At 64.9% G+C, this 22,975-nt stretch carries 27 protein-coding genes and 1 pseudogene; 17 read left to right on the top strand and 11 right to left on the bottom strand.

Annotation, left to right across the window (positions count from 1 at the left end; genetic code table 11):
* Positions 1-8: 8 nt before the first annotated feature.
* The 4 genes from ipdC to echA20 are packed head-to-tail and all read right to left on the bottom strand — an operon-like array spanning position 9 to position 3,458.
* Positions 9-1,070, bottom strand: coding sequence for a (3aS,4S,5R,7aS)-5-hydroxy-7a-methyl-1-oxo-octahydro-1H-indene-4-carboxyl-CoA dehydrogenase (gene ipdC, locus ACLQI9_RS02800; protein ID WP_442379542.1), 1,062 nt, complete (start codon positions 1,068-1,070; stop codon positions 9-11).
* Entirely contained in the window at positions 1,067-1,822 is a 756-nt protein-coding gene (gene ipdB / locus ACLQI9_RS02805) for a cholesterol ring-cleaving hydrolase subunit IpdB (RefSeq protein ID WP_442390945.1), read from the bottom strand. The genes ipdC and ipdB overlap by 4 nt, the downstream gene beginning before the upstream one ends.
* The gene (gene ipdA, locus ACLQI9_RS02810; protein WP_442379546.1) at positions 1,819-2,703 is read right to left on the bottom strand and encodes a cholesterol ring-cleaving hydrolase subunit IpdA; all 885 of its coding nucleotides are present in this window, start codon (positions 2,701-2,703) and stop codon (positions 1,819-1,821) included. Before ipdA ends, ipdB begins: the two co-directional genes overlap by 4 nt.
* Positions 2,700-3,458, bottom strand: coding sequence for a (7aS)-7a-methyl-1,5-dioxo-2,3,5,6,7,7a-hexahydro-1H-indene-carboxyl-CoA hydrolase (gene echA20 / locus ACLQI9_RS02815; protein WP_442379548.1), 759 nt, complete (start codon positions 3,456-3,458; stop codon positions 2,700-2,702). The genes ipdA and echA20 overlap by 4 nt, the downstream gene beginning before the upstream one ends.
* A 94-nt stretch (positions 3,459-3,552) precedes the next feature.
* Here echA20 and ACLQI9_RS02820 point away from each other — a divergent pair, with 94 nt between their 5' ends.
* The 3 genes from ACLQI9_RS02820 to ACLQI9_RS02830 are packed head-to-tail and all read left to right on the top strand — an operon-like array spanning position 3,553 to position 5,964.
* Positions 3,553-4,311, top strand: coding sequence for an SDR family oxidoreductase (locus ACLQI9_RS02820; protein WP_442379627.1), 759 nt, complete (start codon positions 3,553-3,555; stop codon positions 4,309-4,311).
* A 14-nt stretch (positions 4,312-4,325) separates the two neighbouring features.
* On the top strand, positions 4,326-5,231 hold the full coding sequence (locus ACLQI9_RS02825; RefSeq protein ID WP_442379550.1) for an SDR family oxidoreductase: 906 nt from the start codon (positions 4,326-4,328) through the stop codon (positions 5,229-5,231).
* Positions 5,232-5,253: 22 nt separating this feature from the next.
* Entirely contained in the window at positions 5,254-5,964 is a 711-nt protein-coding gene (locus ACLQI9_RS02830) for an MBL fold metallo-hydrolase (protein ID WP_442390947.1), read from the top strand.
* Here the strand turns inward: ACLQI9_RS02830 and ACLQI9_RS02835 are convergent.
* The 4 genes from ACLQI9_RS02835 to ACLQI9_RS02850 form a co-directional block, all read right to left on the bottom strand.
* Positions 5,939-6,913: a histidine phosphatase family protein gene (locus tag ACLQI9_RS02835; protein WP_442379554.1), complete on the bottom strand. Its 975-nt coding sequence runs from the start codon at positions 6,911-6,913 to the stop codon at positions 5,939-5,941. The genes ACLQI9_RS02830 and ACLQI9_RS02835 overlap by 26 nt on opposite strands.
* 78 nt (positions 6,914-6,991) lie before the next feature.
* Positions 6,992-7,453 (bottom strand): nitroreductase family deazaflavin-dependent oxidoreductase, encoded by a 462-nt coding sequence (locus ACLQI9_RS02840; protein ID WP_442390949.1) that lies wholly within the window; start codon positions 7,451-7,453, stop codon positions 6,992-6,994.
* A 10-nt stretch (positions 7,454-7,463) separates the two neighbouring features.
* Positions 7,464-7,841 carry a hypothetical protein gene (locus ACLQI9_RS02845; RefSeq protein ID WP_442379558.1) on the bottom strand — a complete coding sequence of 126 codons (378 nt, stop codon included), beginning with the start codon at positions 7,839-7,841 and terminating at the stop codon, positions 7,464-7,466.
* Positions 7,841-9,001, bottom strand: a complete 1,161-nt coding sequence (locus tag ACLQI9_RS02850; RefSeq protein WP_442379560.1) for a steroid 3-ketoacyl-CoA thiolase — start codon at positions 8,999-9,001, stop codon at positions 7,841-7,843. The genes ACLQI9_RS02845 and ACLQI9_RS02850 overlap by 1 nt, the downstream gene beginning before the upstream one ends.
* Before the next feature lie 119 nt (positions 9,002-9,120).
* Between ACLQI9_RS02850 and ACLQI9_RS02855 the strand changes: the two genes are divergently transcribed.
* The 3 genes from ACLQI9_RS02855 to ACLQI9_RS02865 are packed head-to-tail and all read left to right on the top strand — an operon-like array spanning position 9,121 to position 11,987.
* Positions 9,121-10,383 (top strand): cytochrome P450, encoded by a 1,263-nt coding sequence (locus ACLQI9_RS02855; protein WP_442390951.1) that lies wholly within the window; start codon positions 9,121-9,123, stop codon positions 10,381-10,383.
* A gap of 21 nt (positions 10,384-10,404) precedes the next feature.
* Entirely contained in the window at positions 10,405-11,418 is a 1,014-nt protein-coding gene (locus tag ACLQI9_RS02860) for an alcohol dehydrogenase catalytic domain-containing protein (RefSeq protein ID WP_424072989.1), read from the top strand.
* Between the two features lie 14 nt (positions 11,419-11,432).
* Positions 11,433-11,987, top strand: a complete 555-nt coding sequence (locus ACLQI9_RS02865; protein WP_424072991.1) for a YceI family protein — start codon at positions 11,433-11,435, stop codon at positions 11,985-11,987.
* Here ACLQI9_RS02865 and ACLQI9_RS02870 read toward each other — a convergent pair.
* Entirely contained in the window at positions 11,960-13,048 is a 1,089-nt protein-coding gene (locus tag ACLQI9_RS02870) for a DUF7159 family protein (RefSeq protein ID WP_442390954.1), read from the bottom strand. The genes ACLQI9_RS02865 and ACLQI9_RS02870 overlap by 28 nt on opposite strands.
* A 609-nt stretch (positions 13,049-13,657) precedes the next feature.
* Between ACLQI9_RS02870 and ag85B the strand changes: the two genes are divergently transcribed.
* Positions 13,658-14,650, top strand: coding sequence for a diacylglycerol acyltransferase/mycolyltransferase Ag85B (ag85B, locus tag ACLQI9_RS02875; RefSeq protein ID WP_424076344.1), 993 nt, complete (start codon positions 13,658-13,660; stop codon positions 14,648-14,650).
* Positions 14,651-14,709: 59 nt separating this feature from the next.
* Here ag85B and ACLQI9_RS02880 read toward each other — a convergent pair whose 3' ends face one another.
* Entirely contained in the window at positions 14,710-15,264 is a 555-nt protein-coding gene (locus ACLQI9_RS02880; protein WP_424076345.1) for a hypothetical protein, read from the bottom strand.
* A gap of 42 nt (positions 15,265-15,306) precedes the next feature.
* On the opposite strand from ACLQI9_RS02880, the pseudogene ACLQI9_RS02885 reads away from it, so the two are divergent.
* The 6 genes and pseudogenes from ACLQI9_RS02885 (at position 15,307) to ACLQI9_RS02910 (ending at position 19,548) form a co-directional block, all read left to right on the top strand.
* A pseudogene (locus ACLQI9_RS02885) lies at positions 15,307-15,873 on the top strand (chorismate mutase).
* 123 nt (positions 15,874-15,996) lie between these two features.
* Positions 15,997-16,410, top strand: coding sequence for a resuscitation-promoting factor RpfC (gene rpfC, locus ACLQI9_RS02890; RefSeq protein ID WP_442390957.1), 414 nt, complete (start codon positions 15,997-15,999; stop codon positions 16,408-16,410).
* Positions 16,411-16,434: 24 nt separating this feature from the next.
* Positions 16,435-16,908 carry an SRPBCC family protein gene (locus tag ACLQI9_RS02895; RefSeq protein WP_442390971.1) on the top strand — a complete coding sequence of 158 codons (474 nt, stop codon included), beginning with the start codon at positions 16,435-16,437 and terminating at the stop codon, positions 16,906-16,908.
* Positions 16,905-17,741: an SDR family oxidoreductase gene (locus tag ACLQI9_RS02900; RefSeq protein ID WP_442390959.1), complete on the top strand. Its 837-nt coding sequence runs from the start codon at positions 16,905-16,907 to the stop codon at positions 17,739-17,741. The genes ACLQI9_RS02895 and ACLQI9_RS02900 overlap by 4 nt, the downstream gene beginning before the upstream one ends.
* A 1-nt stretch (position 17,742) precedes the next feature.
* Positions 17,743-18,168 carry a lipoprotein LpqH gene (locus ACLQI9_RS02905; protein ID WP_442390973.1) on the top strand — a complete coding sequence of 142 codons (426 nt, stop codon included), beginning with the start codon at positions 17,743-17,745 and terminating at the stop codon, positions 18,166-18,168.
* Between the two features lie 54 nt (positions 18,169-18,222).
* A complete protein-coding gene (locus ACLQI9_RS02910; RefSeq protein ID WP_442390961.1) occupies positions 18,223-19,548 on the top strand; it encodes a cytochrome P450 in 1,326 nt (441 codons plus the stop codon).
* 96 nt (positions 19,549-19,644) lie between these two features.
* Here ACLQI9_RS02910 and ACLQI9_RS02915 read toward each other — a convergent pair whose 3' ends face one another.
* Positions 19,645-20,553, bottom strand: coding sequence for a dienelactone hydrolase family protein (locus ACLQI9_RS02915; RefSeq protein WP_442390963.1), 909 nt, complete (start codon positions 20,551-20,553; stop codon positions 19,645-19,647).
* Positions 20,554-20,614: 61 nt separating this feature from the next.
* Here ACLQI9_RS02915 and ACLQI9_RS02920 point away from each other — a divergent pair, with 61 nt between their 5' ends.
* From ACLQI9_RS02920 to ACLQI9_RS02935, 4 genes are all read left to right on the top strand, one after another.
* Positions 20,615-21,076 (top strand): nuclear transport factor 2 family protein, encoded by a 462-nt coding sequence (locus ACLQI9_RS02920; protein WP_424076351.1) that lies wholly within the window; start codon positions 20,615-20,617, stop codon positions 21,074-21,076.
* A 69-nt stretch (positions 21,077-21,145) separates the two neighbouring features.
* The gene (locus ACLQI9_RS02925) at positions 21,146-22,045 is read left to right on the top strand and encodes a tyrosine-type recombinase/integrase (RefSeq protein WP_442390965.1); all 900 of its coding nucleotides are present in this window, start codon (positions 21,146-21,148) and stop codon (positions 22,043-22,045) included.
* A 487-nt stretch (positions 22,046-22,532) separates the two neighbouring features.
* A complete protein-coding gene (locus ACLQI9_RS02930) occupies positions 22,533-22,787 on the top strand; it encodes a hypothetical protein (RefSeq protein WP_442390967.1) in 255 nt (84 codons plus the stop codon).
* Positions 22,784-22,975: hypothetical protein (locus tag ACLQI9_RS02935; RefSeq protein WP_442390969.1), on the top strand; the 192-nt coding region annotated here is incomplete at its 3' end. The genes ACLQI9_RS02930 and ACLQI9_RS02935, both read left to right, overlap by 4 nt.

A 22,975-nucleotide genomic window follows, 5' to 3' on the forward strand; every position in this document is an offset into this window, starting at 1 on the left:
GCGACCTTTTAATCCTGGATGAACGCGGATGCCGACTGTAGGTGTTTGACGGCCTCGGCGACGATTGTCTCGATCAGCTCTGCGCACGACAGCAGGTCCTCGACGATGCCGGCCACCTGACCGGATGCGAGCACTCCGGCGTCGGTATTGCCTTCGACCAGACCGGCTTTCAGCAGCATCGGGGTGTTGGCCGCCATCACAACCTGCGACCAGCTGAGTTCCTTGCCGTGCCGCATCGCCAGGCCGTCGCGAATCATCGACGCCCAGGTCATCTGTGACATTTTCTTGAACTTCGCGGCGTTGCGCACGGCCGTGGTGAAACCTCTTGCCCGCGAGCCGCTTTCCAGCTTCTCGACCAGCCCGGTGCGCAACACGCGGTGCGGCATGCCGTCGACGCGGGTAGTGACGACGGTGCCGTCCAGTCCGGCCTGCAGATAGCGTTGCTTGACCGCGTCGGGCACGGTGGAATCCGACGTGAGCAGGAATCGGGTACCCATGGCCACCCCGGCCGCGCCATAGGACAGCGCTGCGGCTAGGCCGCGACCGTCGAAGAAGCCGCCCGCCGCGATGACCGGGATGCTCACCGCGTCAAGCACCGACGGCAACAGCAGCGTGGTGGCGATCGGCCCGGTATGACCTCCGCCTTCGCCGCCTTGGACGATGACCGCGTCGGCGCCCCAGGAGGCCACCTTGCGCGCATGCTTCGCAAGACCGACCGACGGAATCACCACCGCAGCGGCATCTTTCAGCTTGCTGATCAACTCTTGCTTGGGTGCCAATGCGAACGATGCCACCCTGACGCCTTCGCGGATCATCATGTCCACCCGGTCGGCGGCGTCGCCAGCATCGGCGCGGATGTTGACACCGAACGGCTTGTCAGTAGCCGCCTTGACCTTCCCGATCGCGGTGGCCAGTTCGTCGAGTGTCATGGTGGCCGAGGCCAAAATGCCGAGGCCGCCCGCATTGGCCGTCGCCGAGACCAGCCGGGCGCCCGCTACCCACCCCATCCCGGTTTGCACCACTGGATGCTCGATACCGACCAGCTCGGTCAGCGGCGTGCGCAATCTCATGAACGTATCTCTCGGTCGCGCAATGCTTTCGGGTCGATGACTTCCCGAATCAGGCGTGATTCATCGTCGGATGGCAGCCTGGTCTCTTTCGCCTCGTCGAGACCGTGCACCTCGAACGAGGTGTTCTCGTGGACGTCATCGGGCGAAACACCCGGGTGCAACGTCAGCGCCCGCATCGTATGGTTCGGCCCGCTGAAGTCGAACACGCCGAGATTGGACACGACGCGGTACGTGTTGGCGAACCGGAACGCCGGGTTGTCGGTGTCCACCTTGTCCCAGCCGACACCGCAGACCACATCGACGGCGTCGCAGAACACCCGCTTGGAATGGCTACCCACCCAATAGCTGGTCGCGTGGTTGATCGCGTTGCCGGGCGCGCCCCGGAGGCCGAACATCTGGCGGGTCGGGTGCTGCAGCGGCCCGAACGCCGAGATGTTCTGATTGCCATAGCGGTCAACCTGATTGGCGCCCATCACGACGTGGCGCCGTCCCCACGAGAGCGTCTCGAACACCCGACCGAACGGCATCCAGCCCTCGACGGCTCCCGACCCGCCCAGCGCCGGGGTGTCTGCCAGAAGTTGCGCCTCGCCGTCGGTCAACAGAATGTCGGGGGAGAAGGTCAAGCGCGCCAGCCGCGCGCCGACCGAGGCCATGTTGGTCATCGGGCTGACCATGATCTCGCCGGCGTCTCTGAATAATTCGGCGCAGGCGACCGCACAGACCTCGGCTCGGGTGCTTGCGGTGTCAGTCACGAAGCCGCCTCCTCTGCGAACTTGCGCACGGCCGCCTGGTATTCGGCTTCGCCGCCGGACAGGTAGGTCTGCACGAATTTCTGCCAACCCTCGTCTGTTGAGGCCGCTTCGGCGTAGTGGCGCTGAAACTTCTCGTCTCGGCCGTAATCGGGTGCTGCCGTCGTGAAATGTGCACCGCCGGGCGCTTCCACCACGGCGTCGACCATCATCCGGTTCACCAGCAGCGCCTGCGGCGGCACCGCTTTGATGAGTTCATCGGTTGAGACGACGTGCTCCACGGACAGGTAGCGCGTGTCGGCGGCCATCAAAAACAGGTCGTCGAAGTAGGGGTCGATGCCGGTGTACGCGGCATTACCTTGAGAGTCACCGAGATTGAGGTGGACAAAGGCGGCGTCCAGACGCAGCGCCGGCATCGCGATCAGCGTTTCGTGTCCACCGCCTGGAGCCGGGTAAGGGCTGGTGACCGTTCGCAATTCGCCCTCCCAGAAGTCCGGGACCGAGCTGCCCAGCCCGGCGCGGATCGGCAGGAACGGCAGCCGCTGCGCGGCGGCTTGCAGACCGCAACGCAGCATGCCCTCGTCCATTTCTCGGGCCTCGATGGATCCGGTGGTGCGGGCTTTGCCGAACCAGGGGTCATAGAACGGCGGCGAGTCCAGCGAGACGAAGCCGTAGTAGACGCGTCGCACCTTGCCGGCCGAGCACAGCAGTCCCAAATCCGGGCCGCCATAGGTGACCACGGTCAGGTCCGTGACGTCGGTGCGCAGCAGGGCGCGCACGAACGCCATCGGTTTGCGTCGCGATCCCCAGCCGCCGATGCCGATGGTCATGCCGCTGCGCAGTTGGGCGACGGCGTCGTCGAGGGTGGTCCGTTTGTCGCTCACTCTTTCTTGCCCTTCGCCGTACCGGCGAACGCGTCGCGGTGCTCGTCGGAGACCCCGGCGAGATTGAGCTCGAAGGTAAAGCCTTGCTCCATGCGGTAACTGGAGTTGACGCGCTGGACGTCGATCAAGTTCAGGGCCTCCTTGGCGGCGCGGATCACCCGGGTGTCTTTGGCGGCGATATCGCGCGCCACCCGCAGCGCGGCTTCATCGAGTTCGTCTCGCGGCACGACTTCGTGCACCGAGCCGAAGTGGTGCAGGGTGGCGGCGTCCACGGTGGCCGCCGTGAAGAACAGTCGCCGCATCAAGTGCTGTGGCACCAACCGGGACAGATGGGTGGCCGCACCCAACGCGCCACGCTCGACCTCGGGCAGCCCGAAGGTCGCATCTTCGGAGGCCACGATCACGTCGGCGTTACCCACCAGGCCGATGCCGCCGCCGACGCAGAATCCGTTGACCGCGGCGATCACCGGCACCGCGCACTCGTAGACCGCGCGGAAGGCGGCAAAGCAGCCGCGGTTGGCGTCGATCAGCGCGGTGAATCCTTCGGTGCGCTGCATTTCCTTGATGTCCACCCCGGCGTTGAAGCCGCGGCCCTCGGCCCGCAGGATCACCGCGTGCGTGTCTGGGTTGTCGCCGGCGGCGGTCAGCGCGTCGGCGAGGTCGAACCAGCCGCGCGATGGGATGGCGTTGACAGGGGGAAAGTCGACGGTCACCGCGACTATCCCGGGTTCGGTGATGCGTGACGTGATTGTCATCGAGATCCTCGGCCACTTCCTTGGGGGACGATTACCTAAGCAAGCACTTGCTTGGTACGCTAGCACAGTGACCCACGCCGGAGGAGTCCCCGAGATCAGCCTCGGGCTCGCCGGCCGGGTCATTCTGGTGACCGGCGGCGTTCGGGGGGTCGGCGCCGGCATCAGTTCAATCTTCGCCGGACAGGGTGCCACCGTGGTGACTTGTGCCAGACGCGCGGTCGAGGGCCTGCCCTACGAGTTCCACTCCTGCGACGTCCGTGACGACGACGCTGTCAAGGCGATGATCGACGCGGTCGTCGATCGGCACGGCCGCCTCGACGTCGTCGTGAACAATGCCGGCGGTTCGCCCTATGTGCTGACCGCGGATTCCAGCGCGAAGTTCAACCGCAAGATCATCGAGCTCAATTTGATTGGTGCGCTGTCGGTTTCCCAGCACGCCAACGACACGATGCAAAAGCAGGAGCGCGGCGGGTCGATCGTCAATATCTGCAGTCTCAGCGGCCGGCGACCCTCCCCGGGCACCGGCGCATATGGGGCGGCCAAAGCTGGGCTGGAGAGCCTCACGCAGACGCTGGCGGTGGAATGGGGGCCCAAGGTGCGGGTAAACGCCTGCGTGGTCGGCATGGTCGAAACCGAACAATCGGAACTGTTCTATGGCGACGCCGAGTCGATCGCCGCGATTTCGAAGAACGTGCCACTGGGCCGGCTGGCCACACCTGCCGACGTCGGTTGGGCCGCTGCATTTCTGGCCTCGGACGCAGCGTCCTACATCAGCGGCGCCTCGTTGGAGGTACACGGCGGAGGCGAGCCCCCGCACTATCTGGCGACAACGAACGCCAGCGCGATCAAGTAGAGGAGACGAGAAATATGGGCGTGGTCGACGGCCGTGTCGTCATCGTCACCGGTGCGGGCGGCGGTATCGGGCGCGCTCACGCCCTGGCCTTCGCCGCCGAAGGTGCGCGCGTCGTGGTCAACGACATCGGTGTGGGCCTGGACGGGTCACCAGCAAGCGGCGGCAGCGCTGCGCAGAGCGTGGTCGACGAGATCACCGCCGCCGGTGGCGAAGCCGTCGCCAGCGGATCCAACATTGCGGACTGGGATCAAGCGGCCGCCCTGGTCCAGACCGCCGTCGACACGTTCGGTGGCCTCGACGTCCTGGTGAACAACGCCGGCATCGTGCGCGACCGGATGATGGCCAACACCATCGAGGAAGAGTTCGACGCTGTTATTGCGGTGCACCTCAAGGGCCACTTCGCGGCGATGCGGCACGCCGCGTCGTATTGGCGGGGACTGTCGAAAGAGGGCAAAACCGTTGACGCGCGGATCATCAACACCAGTTCCGGTGCCGGACTGCAGGGCAGCGTCGGGCAGGGTAACTACAGTGCCGCCAAGGCCGGCATCGCGGCACTGACTCTCGTCGGCGCAGCCGAAATGGGTCGGTACGGCGTCACCGTCAACGCGATCGCGCCGTCCGCCCGCACCCGGATGACCGAGACGGTTTTTGCCGAGATGATGGCCACGCAGGACGACGATTTCGACTCCATGGCGCCCGAGAACATCTCGCCGCTGGTGGTCTGGCTGGGCAGCGCTGAATCCCGGGATATCACCGGGAAGGTGTTCGAGGTCGAGGGCGGCAAAATCCGCATCGCTGAAGGCTGGGCACACGGTCCGCAGATCGACAAGGGTGCCAAGTGGGATCCGGCGGAATTGGGCCCGGTAGTCAGCGAGCTACTCGCCAAGTCTCGGCCTGCGGTGCCGGTGTACGGCGCCTAGCAACAGCCGCCGCGGGGTCGGTGTGCACTTCGACTGGGAGCGGCTGACCGACAGCGTGCATCGTTGTCGGCTATCGTTTCTCGATGTCACCGTCGGTCTGGTGCAGGGCCGAACGGGCGCGCTGCTCGTCGACACCGGAACCACGCTGACGGAAGCAGCCACGATCGACGCCGATGTGCACCAGATCACCGGACACCGTGTGACGCATGTGGTGTTGACCCACAAGCACTTCGATCACGTATTGGGTTCCGGAGTCTTCGCGGACGCTGAAATATACTGCGCACCAAAGGTTTTCGACCACCTCACGGTGACCATCGAGCAGCTTCGTGACGACGCCTTAGGTTACGGTGCCGACGTCGATGAGGTCGACCGGGCAATCGCTGCCCTTCGACCGCCGCAACACGCCATTGACCACGCGGTGATCGACCTCGGCAACTTTCACGTGACGATCGCGCACCTGGGACGCGGCCACACTGACGCGGATCTAGTCGTGGTGGTGCCGGGTGATGACGGCGAGCGGCTGGTGGTCTTCAGTGGTGATCTCATCGAGGAATCCGGCGACCCGGCGATCGATGCCGACTCCGATGTGGCGGCGTGGCCGGACACGCTTGACCGGCTGCTTGCCGTCGGCGGACCCGACGCCATCTACGTGCCGGGTCACGGCGGTGTCGTCGATGCGGAATTCGTTCGCCGTCAACGAGATTGGCTTAGATGGCGCCACCGAACGCGCTGACGATGTCATCCAACACCGCGACCGGGAATTGGGTGAGCGCCGTGTCGATTTGGCTGACTCCGGCCTGAATCGCGGTCTCGATCGTCGCCGAATTGCCGGACAGCAGAGCCTCGTAGATGTCGTAGCCGGCGAACTGCGGCGCCGTGATCAGATCACGCCAGTCGACGAACAGGTCCGTCGGCAATCCCAGGTCCTGTGGCACCGGAGTCCCGTCCCAGCTGACCAGTGTCCAATCCCCGGGTGAGCCGTCGACCACGACTTGGCCCGTGTAGGGCAGCAGTTCGCCGGTGTTGAGGAATTCCTGGAGCACGAGCGCGAAATCGGGGTTGTTCACGTTCATCAGTGTCCAGATCGCGATGGCGCCTTCATGCGAGAACACCGCATCGGTGATGTTGCCCGTGTCTGACCCGACGCTGCCGTCGTAGATGTATTGCACCGCGCCGCTGAAGCTTTCGTCGAAGGCGATTCCATTGGGGTCGACGGTGGAACCCAGCTGTGGAACGAAGTCCAAACCGAGGGTCCAGGCGAGCGGGGCGAGCAGATAGAGGGCGCCGCCCACCGGGAGGTCTCCGATGTTCACCGGTATGCCTTCGAAGATGCCGGCGTCGATTTCGTTCAGCCCGGGCAGTGCTTGGATGGGCAAATGCAGCGCATCGGCCAGCGGCGTTGCGGTCTCCTGCGACCTGATCATCGTCGACGCATAGATGTCGTCTATTCCGTTGCCCGACAGTACCTTAACGAGGTCGTCGGCCTGTTGGTCGCCGGTGTCGGTGAGCTCGGGGCCGGGCACCACCGTGTTGACCACGGTCATGTCGCCGGATTCGCCGTGCCGGACAAAGTCCAGCACGATCGACCCGTCGTCGGCCCAGGCCAGCGCCGAACCGATGGACAGCAGGCCCGTTGAGAGCAGCCCGACGGTAGCAACGCGGAGCCGGTTTCGATTGCTCATCACTTCTCCCGTTGCCGTGGATTGTGAGGGCAATTTACCGCATCCTACCTCGAAGTTTAAGACAAATCACAGGTAGATTTAAGCCGGTTCACACACCACCAGCGGGATGACCCGATCGGTCCACGACTGGTAGTCCTCGTAGGTCGGGTACATCTTCACCAGTTGCGGCCAGTAGTTGGCGCGCTCTTCGTCGGTGGCATCCCGCGCCGTCAGGTCGAGCACTTCTTTTCTGATCTGAACGGAAACTTTGGGATTGGCCTTGAGATTCAGGTAACACATCGGATTCTTGTCGGTGCCGCTCCTAGATGCGGCCACGATGACACGATCGCCGTCGCGCAGGAAATACAGTGGGCTGACCCGCGGCTGCCCGGTCTTCCGGCCGGTGGTGGTCAGCAGCGCGACGGGAATCTTCTGGAATGTGGTGCCAAGTCCCTCCCCGCCGCCACGGCGGTACATGAAGGTGTTGATGCGCGACATCCACTTGAGGAAGATGTCGAGCAGCGGCGAGTTCAAATACCGAGGTCGCGGTTTGGCGGGCATGACGCCGATTCTAAATTCGCTTGAAGAACGGGCGCATCCGAACCCCGATGTGGTGGATCGCTGTACCCCCGACCGGGATCACGAACGTCTCGTCAACATGCGCCGCGAACCGCCGCCCGCCGAGCTGGACCTTGGTCACGACGTTGTACACCGCGCGGATCTCGTCGCCGTTGATCGTGTACTCCGGCGGCGTTGTCGCAGCGATGATCCGGAATTGCGGACCGCGGTTGAGGCTGCGCCGCAGGTGATTTCCGGAAAAGCCGGTTTTGATGCCCTGCTCGATCCGAATGCAGTCCGGCGCGAACGGGACCGCATCGCCGTCGTGACTGACCAGTGCGTCGATGTAGGACTGGGCCGCGGCGATGCGATCGTCGTCGGAAGCGCCCACTAGATGCGCTCGATGATGGTGCCCGTCGACAGCGCGCCGCCGGCACACATCGTGATCAGCGCCGTGCTCTGATCGGAGCGCTCCAGCTCGTGCAATGCGGTGGTGAACAGCCGGCTGCCGGTACAACCCACCGGATGCCCCAGCGCGATCGCTCCGCCGTTGACGTTGACCCGGGCCATGTCGGCGTCGTGCACCCGCGCCCAGGACAACACCACCGACGCGAACGCCTCGTTGATCTCGACGAGGTCGATATCGCCCATCTTCATACCGGCCTTCTCCAGCACCTTCGCGGTGGACTGCACCGGCCCGTCCAGGTGGTAGTAGGGCTCGGCACCGACCAGCGCCTGGCTGACGATCCGCGCCCGCGGGCGCAAGCCGTGCGCTTTTGCCACGGACTCATCCATCCACAGCACCGCCGCCGCCCCGTCGGAGATCTGCGACGACGTGCCCGCGGTGTGGATGCCACCGTCGAGCACCGGCTTGAGCTGGCTTAATCCCTCCAACGTGGTGTCCCGCAGACCCTGGTCACGGCTGACCATGTGGCGCTCGCTGGTGGGTTGCTTCTGCTCGTCGAGCACCGGCGCCTCGATCGGGGAGATCTCCCGGTCGAAACGGCCCTCGTCCCACGCCCGCTTGGCATGCCGCTGGGAGGCCAGGCCGAACTCGTCGATGTCCTCGCGGGTGATGCCGCGGCGCTTGGCGATGCGCTCGGCGGCGGTGAACTGGTCGGGCAGATCGATGTCCCAGGACTCGGCGCGCCAGTTGCGGTCGGGACCGGCGTTGGCGCCCAGGCCGACCCGGCTCATCGCTTCGATCCCGCAGGCGATGCCAATGTCGATGGCGCCCGCCGCGATCAGCCCGGCGATCAGGTGGTTGGCCTGCTGCCCGCTGCCGCATTGGCAGTCGACGGTGGTGGCGCCAACCTGCTCGGGCAAACCCAGCGTCAGCCACGCCGTCCGGGTGATGTTGTTGGACTGCTCGGCGTACTGCGTCACGCAGCCGCCGATGAGCTGCTCGACGTCGCCGGCATCGATACCGGCCTTGTCCACAAGCGCCTTCTGCACCGAGCCCAGCAGTTCGGTGGCGTGCAGCCCCGACAACCATCCGGCGCGTTTGCCGATGGGGCTGCGGGTGGCTTCAACAATTACCGGGTTACCCATGAGGTCAGGCTAGAACACGTTTCATTACCCTGACAAGCGACGATGCTCTGACGCCTTTTGGTCTGCGGCGGAGGCATGTTTTACTGGCACTAGAACACGTTGCATTGAGGAGCGCACTGATGCCTACCCCCAATCTTCCCACAGGGTTCGATTTCACCGACCCTGACATCTATACCGAGCGGCTGCCGATGGAGGAGTTCGCCGAGCTGCGCGCCTCCGCGCCGATCTGGTGGAACGAACAGGCTCAGGGTAACGGCGGCGGTTTCCACGACGGTGGCTTCTGGGCCATCACCAAACTCGAGGACGTCAAGGAGGTGTCGCGGCGCAGCGACATCTTCTCCAGCTACGAGAACGGGGTGATCCCGCGCTTCAACAACGACATCGCCCGTGAGGACATCGAGGTTCAACGGTTCGTCATGTTGAACATGGACGCCCCGCACCACACCCGCTTGCGCAAGATCATCTCTCGCGGCTTCACGCCCCGCGCCGTCGGGCGGCTGCACGACGAGCTGCATGAGCGTGCCCAGAACATCGTGAAGACGGCGGCCACCGCCGGCTCCGGCGACTTCGTCGAGCAGGTGTCCTGTGAGCTGCCGCTGCAAGCGATCGCGGGTCTGCTCGGCGTGCCTCAGGAAGACCGCGACAAGCTGTTCCGCTGGTCCAACGAAATGACCGGCAACGACGACCCCGAGTACGCCGACGTCGATCCCAAGTCCTCTTCCGCGGAGCTGATCATGTACGCGATGAAGATGGCCGAGGAAAAAGCCAAGAACCCCGGCGACGACATCGTGACTCAACTGATCGAGGCCGACATCGACGGGGAGAAGCTCACCGACGACGAATTCGGATTCTTCGTGGTGATGCTCGCCGTCGCGGGTAACGAGACCACCCGGAACTCCATCACGCAGGGCATGATGGCCTTCGCCGACCACCCCGACCAGTGGGAGCTGTTCAAGAAGGACCGCCCGGAAACCGCCGCCGACGAGATCGTGCGTTGGGCCACCCCGGTCACCTGTTTCCAGCGCACCGCGCTGGAGGACTACGAGTTGTCCGGTGTGCAGATCAAGAAGGGTCAGCGGGTGATCATGTTCTACCGCTCGGCCAACTTCGACGAAGAGGTCTTCGACGACCCGTACAAATTCAACATCCTGCGCGACCCCAACCCGCACGTTGGATTCGGCGGCACCGGCGCGCACTACTGCATCGGCGCCAACTTGGCGCGGATGACCATCGACCTGATGTTCAACGCGATCGCCGACGCCATGCCCGATCTGGAATCGATCGGCAAGCCCGAGCGGCTGCGATCTGGCTGGCTCAACGGCATCAAGCACTGGCAGGTCGACTACCACACCAACGGGGCGAAATGCCCCGTCGCGCACTGAGATACGACGCGGGTAAATAACGTGCCCACGCATCAAGCGGTCCACGTAAAATCCGCAAACGCGCCGTTGGAGCTGGTCGAGGTCGAAACCACGCCACCGGCGCGCGGCGAGGCACGCATCAGCGTGCGCGCCTGCGGCATCTGCGGCACCGACGCGCACTTCGTCGCCGGCGGATTCCCCGGCATGACGTGGCCGCTAACCCCGGGGCACGAAATCGCCGGAAAGATAGCCGAACTCGGCGAGGGCGTCGAGGGTTTCGCGGTCGGCGATCGTGTCGCGGTCGGCTGGTTCGGCGGGTGCTGCTACCACTGCGATCAGTGCCGCAAGGGCCAGCTCATTCACTGCGAAAACGGCAAAGTCCCGAGCTACCAGTACCCCGGCGGATACGCGGAGTCGGTCACCGTGCCGGGTAGCGCTTTGGCCCGGATTCCCGCCGAACTCTCCGACGCGGAAGCCGCCCCGCTGGGCTGCGCCGGCGTCACCACGTACAACGCCCTGCGTCATACGAAGGCCGTGCCCGGCGACCGGGTCGCGATCCTCGGCGTCGGCGGGCTGGGTCACCTCGGTGTGCAGTTCGCCCGGGCGATGGGTTTCGAGACCATCGCGATCAATCGCGGAACCGGCAAAGCCGATGACGCGCGAAAGTTGGGCGCTCACCACTACATCGACTCCACCGCCAGCGACCCGGCCGAAGCGCTGAAGGCTCTGGGCGGTGCGGCGGTTGTGTTGGCGACCGCGGGCAACTCGGGGGCCATGGCAGCCACGGTCGGCGGGATATCACCCCAGGGTGAGCTCGTCACCGTCGGCGTCACGCCGGAACCGTTACCGATCAGTCCCATCCAGCTCATCACGCCAGGCGTCAGCATTGTCGGCCATCCCTCCGGGACCGCCAAAGATGTCGAAGACACAATGCATTTCGCGGTCTTGTCCGGGGTGCGGGCGTGGATCGAGGAGTTGCCGTTGTCGCAAGCCGCGGAGGGCTACGCGGCGTTGGAGCAGGGCCGCGCGCACTACCGCACTGTGCTCACCACGTGAATGCGACAACGGCCATGGTGTGGACGCTCGACGCGTCCGACGGCGAGTTGCAGCTTCGCACCGGTGTCACGGGTAGAGCCGCGCGGATGGGCCACCGGCTGACCATCGCCATGACGCGGTGGCGGGCCACGGTGAACTGGGAAGCCGGCGAACCCGTCACGGCGGAGCTCGTCGTCGACACCGATTCGCTCGAGGTGCTGCGCGGCGAGGGCGGGGTCAAAGGATTGTCCGGACCAGAGAAGGCCGTGGTGCGCTCGAACGCATTGAAGTCGTTGAACGCCAGCCGCTTTCCCGAAATCCGCTTCGCCGCCGACGTCATCGACAGAACCGACGACGGGTATCGCCTCAGCGGGACGCTGCAGATCCGGAAAAAGTCGCGAGAGCACGTAATCGATTTGCACACAGAAGACCTCGGCGACTCGTGGCGAATGTCTGCCGAATCCACGGTTCGTCAATCGGATTACGGCATCAAGCCGTTCTCGCTTCTGATGGGGTCGGTGCAGGTCGTCGACGAGGTGGCGGTGTCTTTCACCGCGGTGCGCTACGGCTGTGAGTCCGAATCGCCGTAGGCGCCGGGTATGTGCTCGAGCACCCTGGCGTTCTGTTGTTCGATCGGCTCAGCGGGCAGCGCGCCCGGCGCGGCGGCAGGGCCGGCGGGCGGTTGCGCCTGCCACATGGGTTGTACCGCCTCCCGGGGCGCAGGTGGCGGCGCGGGCTGCGGCGCGACAGCTATTTCGACGGGTGGCGTCGACGGGCGCACCGGGTGATTTGCCGTTCCGGAAGCGTTGTCGGGCACCAGCTGCAGGCCCACGGCCAGCGACAACGATGTGACGAAGGTGACCGCACCGGCGGCCAGTGCGGTCATCGCGCCGGCGTAGGAGAACTGCAGCGGCCGGGCAGCGGGCTCAGGGGCGGGCTCGCCGACCGCCGCGACCAGCAGCTGCTCGTCGGTGAACTCGGTGCTGGCCGCCGCCGCCAGCGCCGCGCCACGTGCGACCGTTACCTGCGCCATGCTTTGCGCGAAAACCGGTACCGGCAAAGTCTTTTCGAGCTGCCATGACAGGGCGTTGATGTCGAGGTCCGAACCCACCACGAGTACCCCCGACGGACGCCATCCGTCGCGGTCGAACATTCCGCTCAGCCAGGAAGTCAGCCCGTCGAAACCGCCGCGCACATGCTTGACGGCTGTACGCGTCTCGCCATCGTGGGCGTCGACCATGACGACGTTGGCCCACTCGTGCTCGAGAATGCACACCGCGGTCTGCTCGTAGCCGATGACCGGTGCGATGGCTCGCGCAAGCGTCTCGAGTGCTTCGAGGTAGGGAACCGGCACCACGTTGTCGAAATCCGCGCCGGTCAATGCCTCCAACAACAGCGCGGCTTCCGCGGACGCATCGTCGTTCCAGGTCACTCCGACGACCCGCACACGGTGATCGCTCGCGCCCGCCAGCGCCTCTACCCGCAACACCTCGTCTGCCACCTGCTCCGCGGTGCTCACCGCGCGCACGCCGCGTCCACCGTGCAGCTTCAACTCGTGATGGTCCAGGATCGTGCCGTCTGCGCCGTGTCCTTCCGCGAGGACCCACCCGACGGTGGTCGGCGTGACTGATACCCCTAGTACCGTGTCCAAAATTTGCACCTCAATCGGCCCCGGAACTCCGATGCCCCCAATTACACCGCCGCGCACCATGAAGCCCGCGGGTGCGGTGATTCGTGAGAGCCGGAACGGACCGGGCTAGCGTGGTCTCTCGGCTTGCTTCGTGTGAGCCTACGCGGTCGGCGCAAGTTGGGGAGCCCCGGTGGCGCAGACCAGCCGAAGGCCCAGGTGACCCACAGCGATATGCGCAGCGCGCAGTTGCGGCTCAGTTCTGGCTCAGTTGCGTCCAGGGCGGGTCAACACGGCTAAACCCGCACGCGGATTGCGCCGGCGAACGGTTAGGCCAAGAACGGAAACGCCATTTGCTTAGTGACACTTTGTAGCTTTTGGCGGTGCGTTGCGGGCTGCTGGATTCGGGTGCGCAGATCCGGCTGCTAGCTGGCGATTCTCGCTCCGTGAGGGGGCGCCGAGGTGCTGCGGGCACGCCCTGTACCGCCGTCGGCGCCCGGATATCACAGTTGCTGTATTCATGGCGGTAACCGATACAAAACCGAGATTGGTTCGCGTCCCGATCGACATTTGGGCTATTCGCACGGTAAATTCCTGCCGAGAGTACAGCCACGACATTAGACAGGGGCAGGTATGACAGACGTGAGCGAGAAGGTCCGGGCCTGGTGGCGCCGGCTTTTGGTCGGTGCTGCGGCGGCTATCACGCTGCCGGGCCTGGTCGGTCTTGCCGGCGGAGCGCCGACCGCGGGGGCGTTCTCGCGGCCAGGTCTGCCCGTCGAGTACCTGCAAGTGCCGTCGGCCGGGATGGGCCGCAACATCAAGGTCCAATTCCAGAGCGGCGGAAACGGCTCCCCCGCCGTGTACCTGCTGGACGGGCTGCGCGCACAGGACGACTACAACGGCTGGGACATCAACACCCCGGCGTTCGAGTGGTACTACAAGTCGGGGCTGTCGATCGTCATGCCCGTCGGCGGGCAGTCCAGCTTCTACGCCGACTGGTACCAACCCGCCTGCGGTAAGGCCGGCTGCTCCACCTACAAGTGGGAGACCTTCGTCACCAGCGAGCTGCCGGGCTACCTGTCGTCTGAAAGGCAGGTCAAGTCCACCGGCAGCGCTGCGGTCGGCATCTCCATGTCCGGCTCGGCAGCGTTGATCCTGGCTATCAACCACCCCGGCCAGTTCATCTACGCCGGCTCGCTGTCGGCCCTGATGGACCCCTCCCAGGGGATGGGACCCTCCCTGATCGGCCTGTCGATGGGTGACGCCGGCGGTTACAAGGCCGACGCCATGTGGGGGCCGTCGAGCGACCCCGCCTGGCAGCGCAACGACCCGACGCTGCAGGTCGGCAAGCTCGTCGCCAACAACACCCGGGTGTGGATCTACTGCGGTAATGGCACCCCGTCCGAGTTGGGCGGCGCCAACATGCCCGCCGAATTCCTGGAGAACTTCGTGCGCAGCAGCAACCTGAAGTTCCAGGACGCTTACAACGCCGCCGGTGGCCACAACGCGGTGTTCAACTTCAACGCCAACGGCACGCACAGCTGGGAGTACTGGGGTGCGCAGCTCAACGCGATGAAGGGTGACCTGCAGGGCACCTTGGGCGCTACCCCCGGGGGCGGCGGCTAACCTCCCCTTTTCGGAGTCACTACTGCGCTTGACGGCAGCGTGTCAAGCGCAGTAGTGCGTTAAGGGCCCGGGAATTGATTGGTGATGTCGATCCACCCGGATGCGTCCTTGCGATGATCGTTCACGTCGCGACACTCACCGTAGGCGCGCAGGACTCCCAGGCCCGGGTCGTCGCCGTGCGGATAGATGATGGCGGTGACGGCGTCCTTGGAGACGGTCTCGCCGAACATATGCTCGTTGGGCGGTAGGCCCTCCGTCCAGCCCCGGGTCACCAGCATCGCCGCGATTGTCTTGAAATAGGTGTCGGGCCGAGCCCCTGCGGGCAGTGTGAAGGTCAGATAGATCGCACCTTGATAGGGAGGGTCGTTCTGGTTCTTACAGGACATCAGCAGATAGCCGGCCGACTTCGTCTGAAGTCCGGCGAGGCTCACGATTTGTTTGGCCGACTCGACCACCTGGGCCGCGGTCGCATCGTCGCTGACCGGACTGGCTGGATGGTCGAGCTTTTCAGCCGGCGACGGACGAAGCGCGCTCACGATCAGGAAAGCCCCGCCCAGCAGCAGCGAAACCGCGAACGCGGCAGCCAGCAGCGTCCGAACCCGCGGCGCGCGCAACCAGTCTCCGCGTATAGCTATGTCAGCCAGGCTATCTCCCACATGAGGCGCGCAGCACTGGTCGCGCTGCTTGTCCTACTGCCCGCACCGCAGGCGCGAGCTGACAACACGAGCCCGCTGACGGAGTTGGTCGACGCCGCCGCGGCGCGGTTGCAGTTGGCCGAACCGGTGGCGGCTTTCAAATGGCTGGGCCAAGGGGCCTTGAAGAACCCAGTGGACCCCGTAGTAGATCCAGCGCGCGTCGAGCAAGAACTCGCTGCGTTGCGCGCCGACGCTGCGGCGAAGCGCATTGACGCGGATTATGTCGCCCGCGTCTTCGGGGACCAGATCAACGGCACCGAGGCCATCGAATACAGCCGCTTTGCGGATTGGAAGTTCAACCCGTCCGACGCGCCAGCCGCGGCACCGGACCTGTCGGCGTCACGGTCGACGATCGATGCCCTCAACCAGACAATGCTGACCCAGATCGCGCTGAACTAGGACTTTCTGCATTCGCCGGCGTGCGCTGGCGCGCTCGACGCTGCGAGCAGCGAGGTCATCGGCGCTCGCCGGCTCGACAACCTCTACCAAAGAGCCCTCGCATTGGCGACTCGGTCTTATTGCTCTTAATAGATTTCGTTTAGAAAAGCTTTCATTTGGCATCTGACGTGCCGATTTCATTGCCATAGAATTCTTATCTCGCAATTTATTCGAATCAGTAACACTTCGGACACGCCTGCCGAAAAGCTTGACATGAAAAAACTCTGCAAGCCTCTCGTCGGGTCCGTCATGCTCGGCGGCTTCGTTGCAGCGTCGATGACAGTGTCCGACGGTGTGGCCAACGCCGCCCCCGCGCCCCCGAACTGGGACGCGATCGCGCAGTGCGAGTCCGGCGGCAACTGGGCGGCCAACACCGGAAACGGCGAATACGGTGGGCTGCAATTCAAGCCGGCCACTTGGTCCCAATACGGCGGGGTCGGCAACCCGGCCGCCGCGTCCAAGGACCAACAAATCGCCGTGGCGAACCGGGTTTTCGCTGAGGATGGCCTTGACCCGTGGCCGAAGTGTGGCTCAGCCTCGGGCCTGCCGACCGCGTGGTATTCGCACCCGGCCCAGGGCATCAAGCAGATCATCAACGGGCTGATTCAGGCGGCGGTCCCGCACTGATAAGCCCTATGACCCAGCGCGAACCTGTGTTTGGATCGGGTCATGGAAGGTTCGGCAACGGTTCATATGGCGGCGCCCGCGGACAAAGTCTGGGACGTGATCGCAGACGTCCGCAACACACCGCGGTTTTCCCCAGAAGTGTTCGAGTCGGAGTGGTTGGGCGAGGCGACTGGCCCCGCGCTCGGCGCCAAATTCCGGGGGCACGTCAAGCGCAACGAGATCGGGCCGGTGTACTGGACGACATGCGAGGTGACCGCGTGCGAGCCGGGCCGCGAGTTCGGTTTCGCGGTCCTCCTCGGCGACAGAGCGGTCAATAACTGGCACTACAGATTGGCGCCCGCGGGCGGCGGTACGGACGTTACCGAGTCATTTCGGATGACCCCGTCCGCGTTCAGCAGCGTGTATTTCTGGCTCTTCGGCGGCTGGCTGCGTAAACGGCGCAACATCCGCGACATGACCAAGACGCTGGAACGCATCAAGGCCGTGGTCGAGAGGTGAAGTCCGTCTTCATCACCGGCGCGGGCAGCGGAATGGGCCGCGAGGGCGCAAAGCTGTTCCACGCCAAGGGCTGGCGAGTCGGCGCGGTGGACCGCAACGACGACGGCCTGGCCGAACTGAACCGCCAGCTTGGCACCGAGCGACTCTGGACCCGTGTCGTCGACGTGACCGACAAGGCGGCCCTGGACGGTGCGCTGGCCGACTTCTGTGCCGGCAATCCGGGCGGCGGGCTGGACATGATGTGGAACAACGCCGGCATCGGCCAATCCGGCTGGTTCGAGGACGTGCCGTACGAGGACGCCATGCGCGTCGTCGACGTCAACTACAAAGCCGTGCTGGCCGGTGCCTACGGCGCACTGCCCTACCTGAAAGAGACTCCGGGCAGCCTGATGTTTTCGACGTCGTCGTCAGCGGGCACCTACGGCATGCCGCGGATCGCTGTCTACTCGTCGACCAAGCACGCGGTCAAGGGGCTGACCGAGGCGCTCAGCGTGGAATGGCATCGCCATGCTGTGCGGGTCGCCGACGTGCTTCCCGGTCTGATCGATACCGCGATCCTGACCTCGACGCCCAATCACTCCGACGATGCCCCGTCGACGATGACCGCCGACGAGCTCCGCGCGACCGCGCCCAAGAAGGGCATGATGCGTCTGATGCCCGCGTCCAGCGTGGCCGAGGTGGCCTGGCGGGCCTACCAGCATCCGACCCGGTTGCACTGGTACGTGCCCAACAGCATTCGCTGGATCGACCGGATCAAGGGCCTCAGCCCGGAGTTGGTGCGGCGCAGCATCGTCAAAGCGCTACCCGGGCTGTTGCCGAAAGAATCGAGGTGAACTGGTGCGCTACGGGTTGGTCGTACGTGCCGCAGTTGCGTTGGTCCTTGCCGCCACCATCGCAGGGTGCGGGGCGGCCGAAACGATCCCCCGACATGCCGCACGCCTGACCATCGACGGGAACACCCACACCACACAGCCGCCCGCGTGCAGCCAGATGCAGGGCTACCGGACCATCGACATTCTCGACCACGACGGCCGGGTGGAAGCCGTGGTGCTGCTCAGTGGCGTGAGGGTCATCCCCCAATGGGTGAAGATCCGCAACGTCGGCGGGTTCACCGGAAGCTTCTGGCAAGGCGGGGTGGGTGATGCGCACGTCGACCTGGCCCAAAGCACTTACACCATTACCGGCAGCGCATACGGCATCAACAACAGCCATCCCAACAAAGTCGTGACGACGGACTTCAAGATCACCGCCGAGTGCTGAGGCGCCTAGGCTCGGTGGGGGACGCGCTGCGGCAGGCTGATCGATGGAGGAGCTGTGAAGCAGAGACTGCACTGGCTTGCGCTGCACGGGTTTATCCGTGGCGCCGCGAAGATCGGAGTCCGGCGGGGTGAACCGCCGGCCAGGCTGATCGCCGATCCGGACGTGATCGCCGACCCGGTGCCGTTCTACGAGGAACTGCGGCCGATGGGACCGCTGCTGCAAGGCCGCACCGCCTACCTGGCCGTCGGCCATTCGCTCGCCCATGAACTGCTGCGGTCCGACGACTTCCGGGTGTTGATGTACGGCGGTAACTTGCCGGCGCCGATGCGATGGCTGGAGACCCGCTTGCGCGACGATCTTCTTCATCCGCTGCGCGCCCCGTCGTTGCTGGCCGTCGAGCCGCCCGATCACACGCGCTACCGCAAGACGGTGTCGGCGGTGTTCACCTCCCGAGCGGTCGCCGCATTGCGTGACGGTGTCGAGCAGACGGCGGTCACGCTTTTGGACCAACTGGCCGACCAGTCCGGCGTCTCCGATGTGGTGGACATCGTGGGACGGTATTGCTCGCAACTCCCGGTCGCGATCATCAGCGACATTTTGGGTGTGCCCGAGCGGGACCGGCGCCGCGTTTTGGAATTCGGTGAGCTGGCCGCGCCGAGCCTGGACTTCGGATTGCCGTGGCGCCAATACCGCAGCGTGCAGGACGGGATCGCCGAGTTCAACTTCTGGCTCGCCGACCATTTGGAGCAATTGCGGCGCAGTCCGGGTGACGATTTGATGAGTCAATTGATCCAGAAATCCGAAACCGGTTCTGCCGAAACGCATCTCAGCCAGAGTGAACTTCAGGCCATCGCGGGGCTGGTGTTGGCCGCCGGGTTCGAGACCACGGTGAACTTGTTGGGCAACGGAATTCGCATGTTGCTCGATACGCCCGAACACCTCGACACGCTGCGCCAACGTCCCGAGTTGTGGCCCAACGCCGTTGAGGAGATCCTGCGGCTGGAATCGCCGGTTCAGCTGACCGCGCGGCTGGCCCTCAATGACGTCGAGACGGCGGGCACGCGGATCAACCGCGGCGAGATGGTGGTGGTCTATCTGGCCGCCGCTAACCGGGATCCCGAGGTATTCCCCGATCCGCACCGCTTCGACATCGAACGCCCCAATGCCGGCAAGCATCTTGCGTTCTCCGGTGGCCGGCACTTCTGCCTCGGGGCCGCCCTCGCCCGCGCCGAGGGTGAAGTGGGGCTGCGGACGTTCTTCGAGCGCTTTCCTGAGGTGCGGGCCGCCGGAGCGGGAAGCAGGCGGGACACGCGGGTGCTGCGCGGGTGGTCGACGCTGCCGGTGACCTTGGGGCCGGCGCGGTCGATGGTTTCCCCCTAGGAGCCGCGAGCAGACACAAAAGCCCCCATTTTGCGCCAAAATGAGGGGCTTTTGCTGGGGTATACCTCCCGCTTGCGGGGGACTGCTCGCGCAACGTTAGGTGAGGTAGCGGCCGAACCAGTCCAGCAGCCGCTGCCATGCATCGGCAGCCGCCACGGCGTTGTAGCGCGGGCCGGTGTCGTTGAAAAACGCGTGGTCGGCGTTGGGTTCGACCACCAGGTCGTTGACCAACCCGGCCCGACCAAGGGCCGCCTTGGCCGCCGCCTGGGACCCGGTGACCCGGGTGTCGAGGGCGCCGTAGATACCCAGCACGGCGGCCTTGGATCCGGTGAAGTCGGGATTGTCGGGCAACGGTCCATAGAATGGGACCGCGGCCGACACTCCCAGCGCGCCGGAGGCCAGCAGTTGCCACACCAGACCGCCGCCGAAGCAGAAGCCGACCACGGCGACCTTCTGGCCCGGAGCGCGTAACTTCAGTTGCGCGACAGCGGAATTCAGGTCATGGACGAACTGTTCCGGCGCGATCGCGCCCAACGCGGCGGTGGCCTGCGCCGGGTCGGCGAACGCTCCGGTGCCACCCTGCTCGGACAGCAGGTCGATGGCCATGGCCGAATACCCGGCCCCGGCCAGACGGCCCGCCACCGATCGCACCCAGTCGTTCAGCCCCTTGTTCTCGTGGATGACCAGCACGGCGCCCTTGGAGTCGGCCGTTTGGGACCAGGCCGCTTGCAGCCGGCTGGTGGGCCCCGGCCAGGTGATCGGCTGGGTCGGCAGCGTGTGGGCCATTCCCGGCGGTTGCGGTGCTGAGCCGGCGGTGTCGGGCGACGTCGGCGAAGGGGTGGAAGCTTCCTCGGGCTCCTCGCTGCAGGACGCGATGAGCGCGGCCGCAGTCACTGTCGTCAACCCGAGCAGGCCAAGCCGTCTCATCGCTTCGCGGCGGGTGAGGACACCGTCGACGTGATCGGTCGCGATCTCTTCGGCGAGGTAACGCTGCAGCGGGTTCACTGAGGCGAGTATGCGCCCGGGACGTTGACACCAGTGCCGCGGCCGGGTGTTATTGGCGATCATGACAGAGGTTTCTACGAATGCGGTCGAGACCGCGGCAGTGCTCGGGCTGTGGCAGGCGCTGTCGCGGCGCGATTGGGATGCGGTCAAGACGTTCTTGTCGGCGGACTGCCTTTACGTCGACATGCCGGTGCCCGCCCTTGCGGCACGCGGTCCCGACGACATCGTGAAGCGGCTCAAGATGGGTCTCGCTCCACTGGCCGGCTACGAGAACCACGACGGCGTGCTGCTGTCCAACGGCTCCGACGTGATATACGAGCACTCCGAGACTTGGACGTTCGAGACGGGCGAGCAGGGTGTGCTCCGGTTCGTCACCGTCCATCGGGTGACGGACGGGAAAATCACTGTCTGGAAAGACTATTGGGACATGAACAGCCTTGTCAGCTTCGCGCCGCCCAACCACTTCGAGAACCTTGCAAATGCGGATGTGAGCTGGGTATTTGATGCTTCGGAGCTGGTCTGATGAGATCCTCCGCGACACACGTTTGCGACACTTCACCAAGCCCATAACGTTCTATGTCACAATATTGATGTGACTGAAAGTTTGCCAGACCTTGAGGCTCTGCTGCCGTCGTGGCATCTCTACATGCGTTCCGCACGGCTCTCGCCCCGCACAATCGTGACCTACACGTCGGGCGTCAAATCTTTTCTCGACTTCTGTGAGCGCACCGGCTCTCCCCCGCAGCTGACGAAGGTTGGCGCCCAGGGTTGGGTGGTCGACCTTCTGGACGGCGGTGCTCAACCTGCGACGGCAACGACTTGGCTGGGGGCGTTAAAGCGTTACGCCACTTGGCTAGAAGAGGAAGGCGAGATCCCCGCCAACCCCCTGATCGGGATGCGGACACCGCGCGTCGACCGCAAGGTTACGAACGCGCTGACTGACGAACAGATCAAGGCCCTTCTACATACCTGCAAGGGCAAGACACTTCGCAACCGCCGTGACGAAGCGATCCTCCGGCTACTGATCGAGACCGGCATCCGGGCCTCGGAGTTGGTCGACCTTCAGACCGCCGATGTGGATCTCACCCGCGGCCTGGTCACTGTGCATCGCGGCAAGGGCGGCAAAGGCCGGTTCGCTCCGTTTGGAGCCCAGACCGCTGCAGCGATTGACCGTTACCTCCGCCTGCGTCACCAATACGCGGAGACCGGCAACACCCAACTTTTCATCGGCGCCAACATCAAGACCTTCAGCTATTGGGCCTTGGCCGCGACTCTGCGCCGCCGCGCCAGAGAGGCTGGCGTTCCGGATTTCCACGTCCATTTGACGCGCCACACTGCCGCCACGCGCTGGCTTCGAGCCGGCGGCTCGGAGGGCGGGCTGATGGCCGTGGCCGGGTGGTCTAACCGGCAAATGATCGATCGGTACACCGGGGCGACCGCTGCCGAGCGCGCCGTGGATGAGGCCCGCAACCTTGCACTCGGGGACCTCTGACGAACTTCATGTACGATGGGCCGCACAACGATCCGGCGACCCCGTCATGGCCTCATGGGAAGCGGTACGACCGGCGACATAGCGAGATATAACGATCCGGCGCACCCGTCAGTGGTCCTGAGAAGCGTGACGTCCGGCGACATACGAGACAACTGCTGCGGGCTCGCCAGCCTCCCTGGGAAATGCCCGATCAGCACTCCATACAGACAACTGCTGCACGGATCGCCGGGAGTACCCGGGTATTCCGGATCAGCATTCCATAACGTTTACGGACAATTTGTAGCCCGTCGGTCGAGCATGACTTCGCGCAGTGGTTCTCGGATCACTGGGAGGCTACATCTAAACGGCCTCGGCAGGAGTCTGCCCTCAGGCCGGTAATCCGTTTTTGAGCCGCACCCCCTCGTTCGGTGTGGCTTTTCTTTTGCCCATTTTCAGACCGGGTGCCCTTAGGCATCGCGGTCTCTTTGTCGTGCCCGGAGGAGAACCCGTGACATCTACTGAACGCTCACTGCGAGCAAAGATCGCCGCCCACCAAGGCTGGGCACAGACCGTTGACCATGCTGCCCGCACCCTCCCCGCCCGTCGTGGAGTGCTGGACAAGTTTGAACGCGAAGCCGACCCCAACAACGAGCTATTGCCGGCCGAGCGTGCTAAGCGTGCCGAGAACCTGCGCAAGGCTCACTACGCCAAGATGGCGCTGCGGTCTGTCGAGGCCCGTCGTCGTCGCGGCGGTGCGGCGTGAGCCTGCAGAACCCCTACGCCATGCACCGCCAAGCGGTATGGAAGGAGCGCGCAGCGAGCCGCGCCGCCAATCCAGAAATGCCCCTTTGGGTCCGCGTTGCCGCGCTGGCGTTCGGATGCCATCGCCGCAACGGTCATGCCAGCTTCAAGACGGGCGAGATCGCTGAGGTCCTGGGCACACCAGGCAAA

Origin of the sequence: Mycobacterium sp., from assembly GCF_052143115.1 — a bacterium.
GTDB lineage: Bacteria > Actinomycetota > Actinomycetes > Mycobacteriales > Mycobacteriaceae > Mycobacterium.

Coding starts and splice junctions, on each gene's coding strand:
- ipdC (WP_442379542.1), bottom strand. CDS start 1,070: ATGAGATTGCGCACGCCGCTGACCGAGCTGGTCGGTATCGAGCATCCA.
- echA20 (WP_442379548.1), bottom strand. CDS start 3,458: ATGACAATCACGTCACGCATCACCGAACCCGGGATAGTCGCGGTGACC.
- ACLQI9_RS02825 (WP_442379550.1), top strand. CDS start 4,326: ATGGGCGTGGTCGACGGCCGTGTCGTCATCGTCACCGGTGCGGGCGGC.
- ACLQI9_RS02835 (WP_442379554.1), bottom strand. CDS start 6,913: ATGAGCAATCGAAACCGGCTCCGCGTTGCTACCGTCGGGCTGCTCTCA.
- ACLQI9_RS02840 (WP_442390949.1), bottom strand. CDS start 7,453: ATGCCCGCCAAACCGCGACCTCGGTATTTGAACTCGCCGCTGCTCGAC.
- ACLQI9_RS02850 (WP_442379560.1), bottom strand. CDS start 9,001: ATGGGTAACCCGGTAATTGTTGAAGCCACCCGCAGCCCCATCGGCAAA.
- ACLQI9_RS02855 (WP_442390951.1), top strand. CDS start 9,121: ATGCCTACCCCCAATCTTCCCACAGGGTTCGATTTCACCGACCCTGAC.
- ACLQI9_RS02865 (WP_424072991.1), top strand. CDS start 11,433: ATGGTGTGGACGCTCGACGCGTCCGACGGCGAGTTGCAGCTTCGCACC.
- ag85B (WP_424076344.1), top strand. CDS start 13,658: ATGACAGACGTGAGCGAGAAGGTCCGGGCCTGGTGGCGCCGGCTTTTG.
- rpfC (WP_442390957.1), top strand. CDS start 15,997: ATGAAAAAACTCTGCAAGCCTCTCGTCGGGTCCGTCATGCTCGGCGGC.
- ACLQI9_RS02920 (WP_424076351.1), top strand. CDS start 20,615: ATGACAGAGGTTTCTACGAATGCGGTCGAGACCGCGGCAGTGCTCGGG.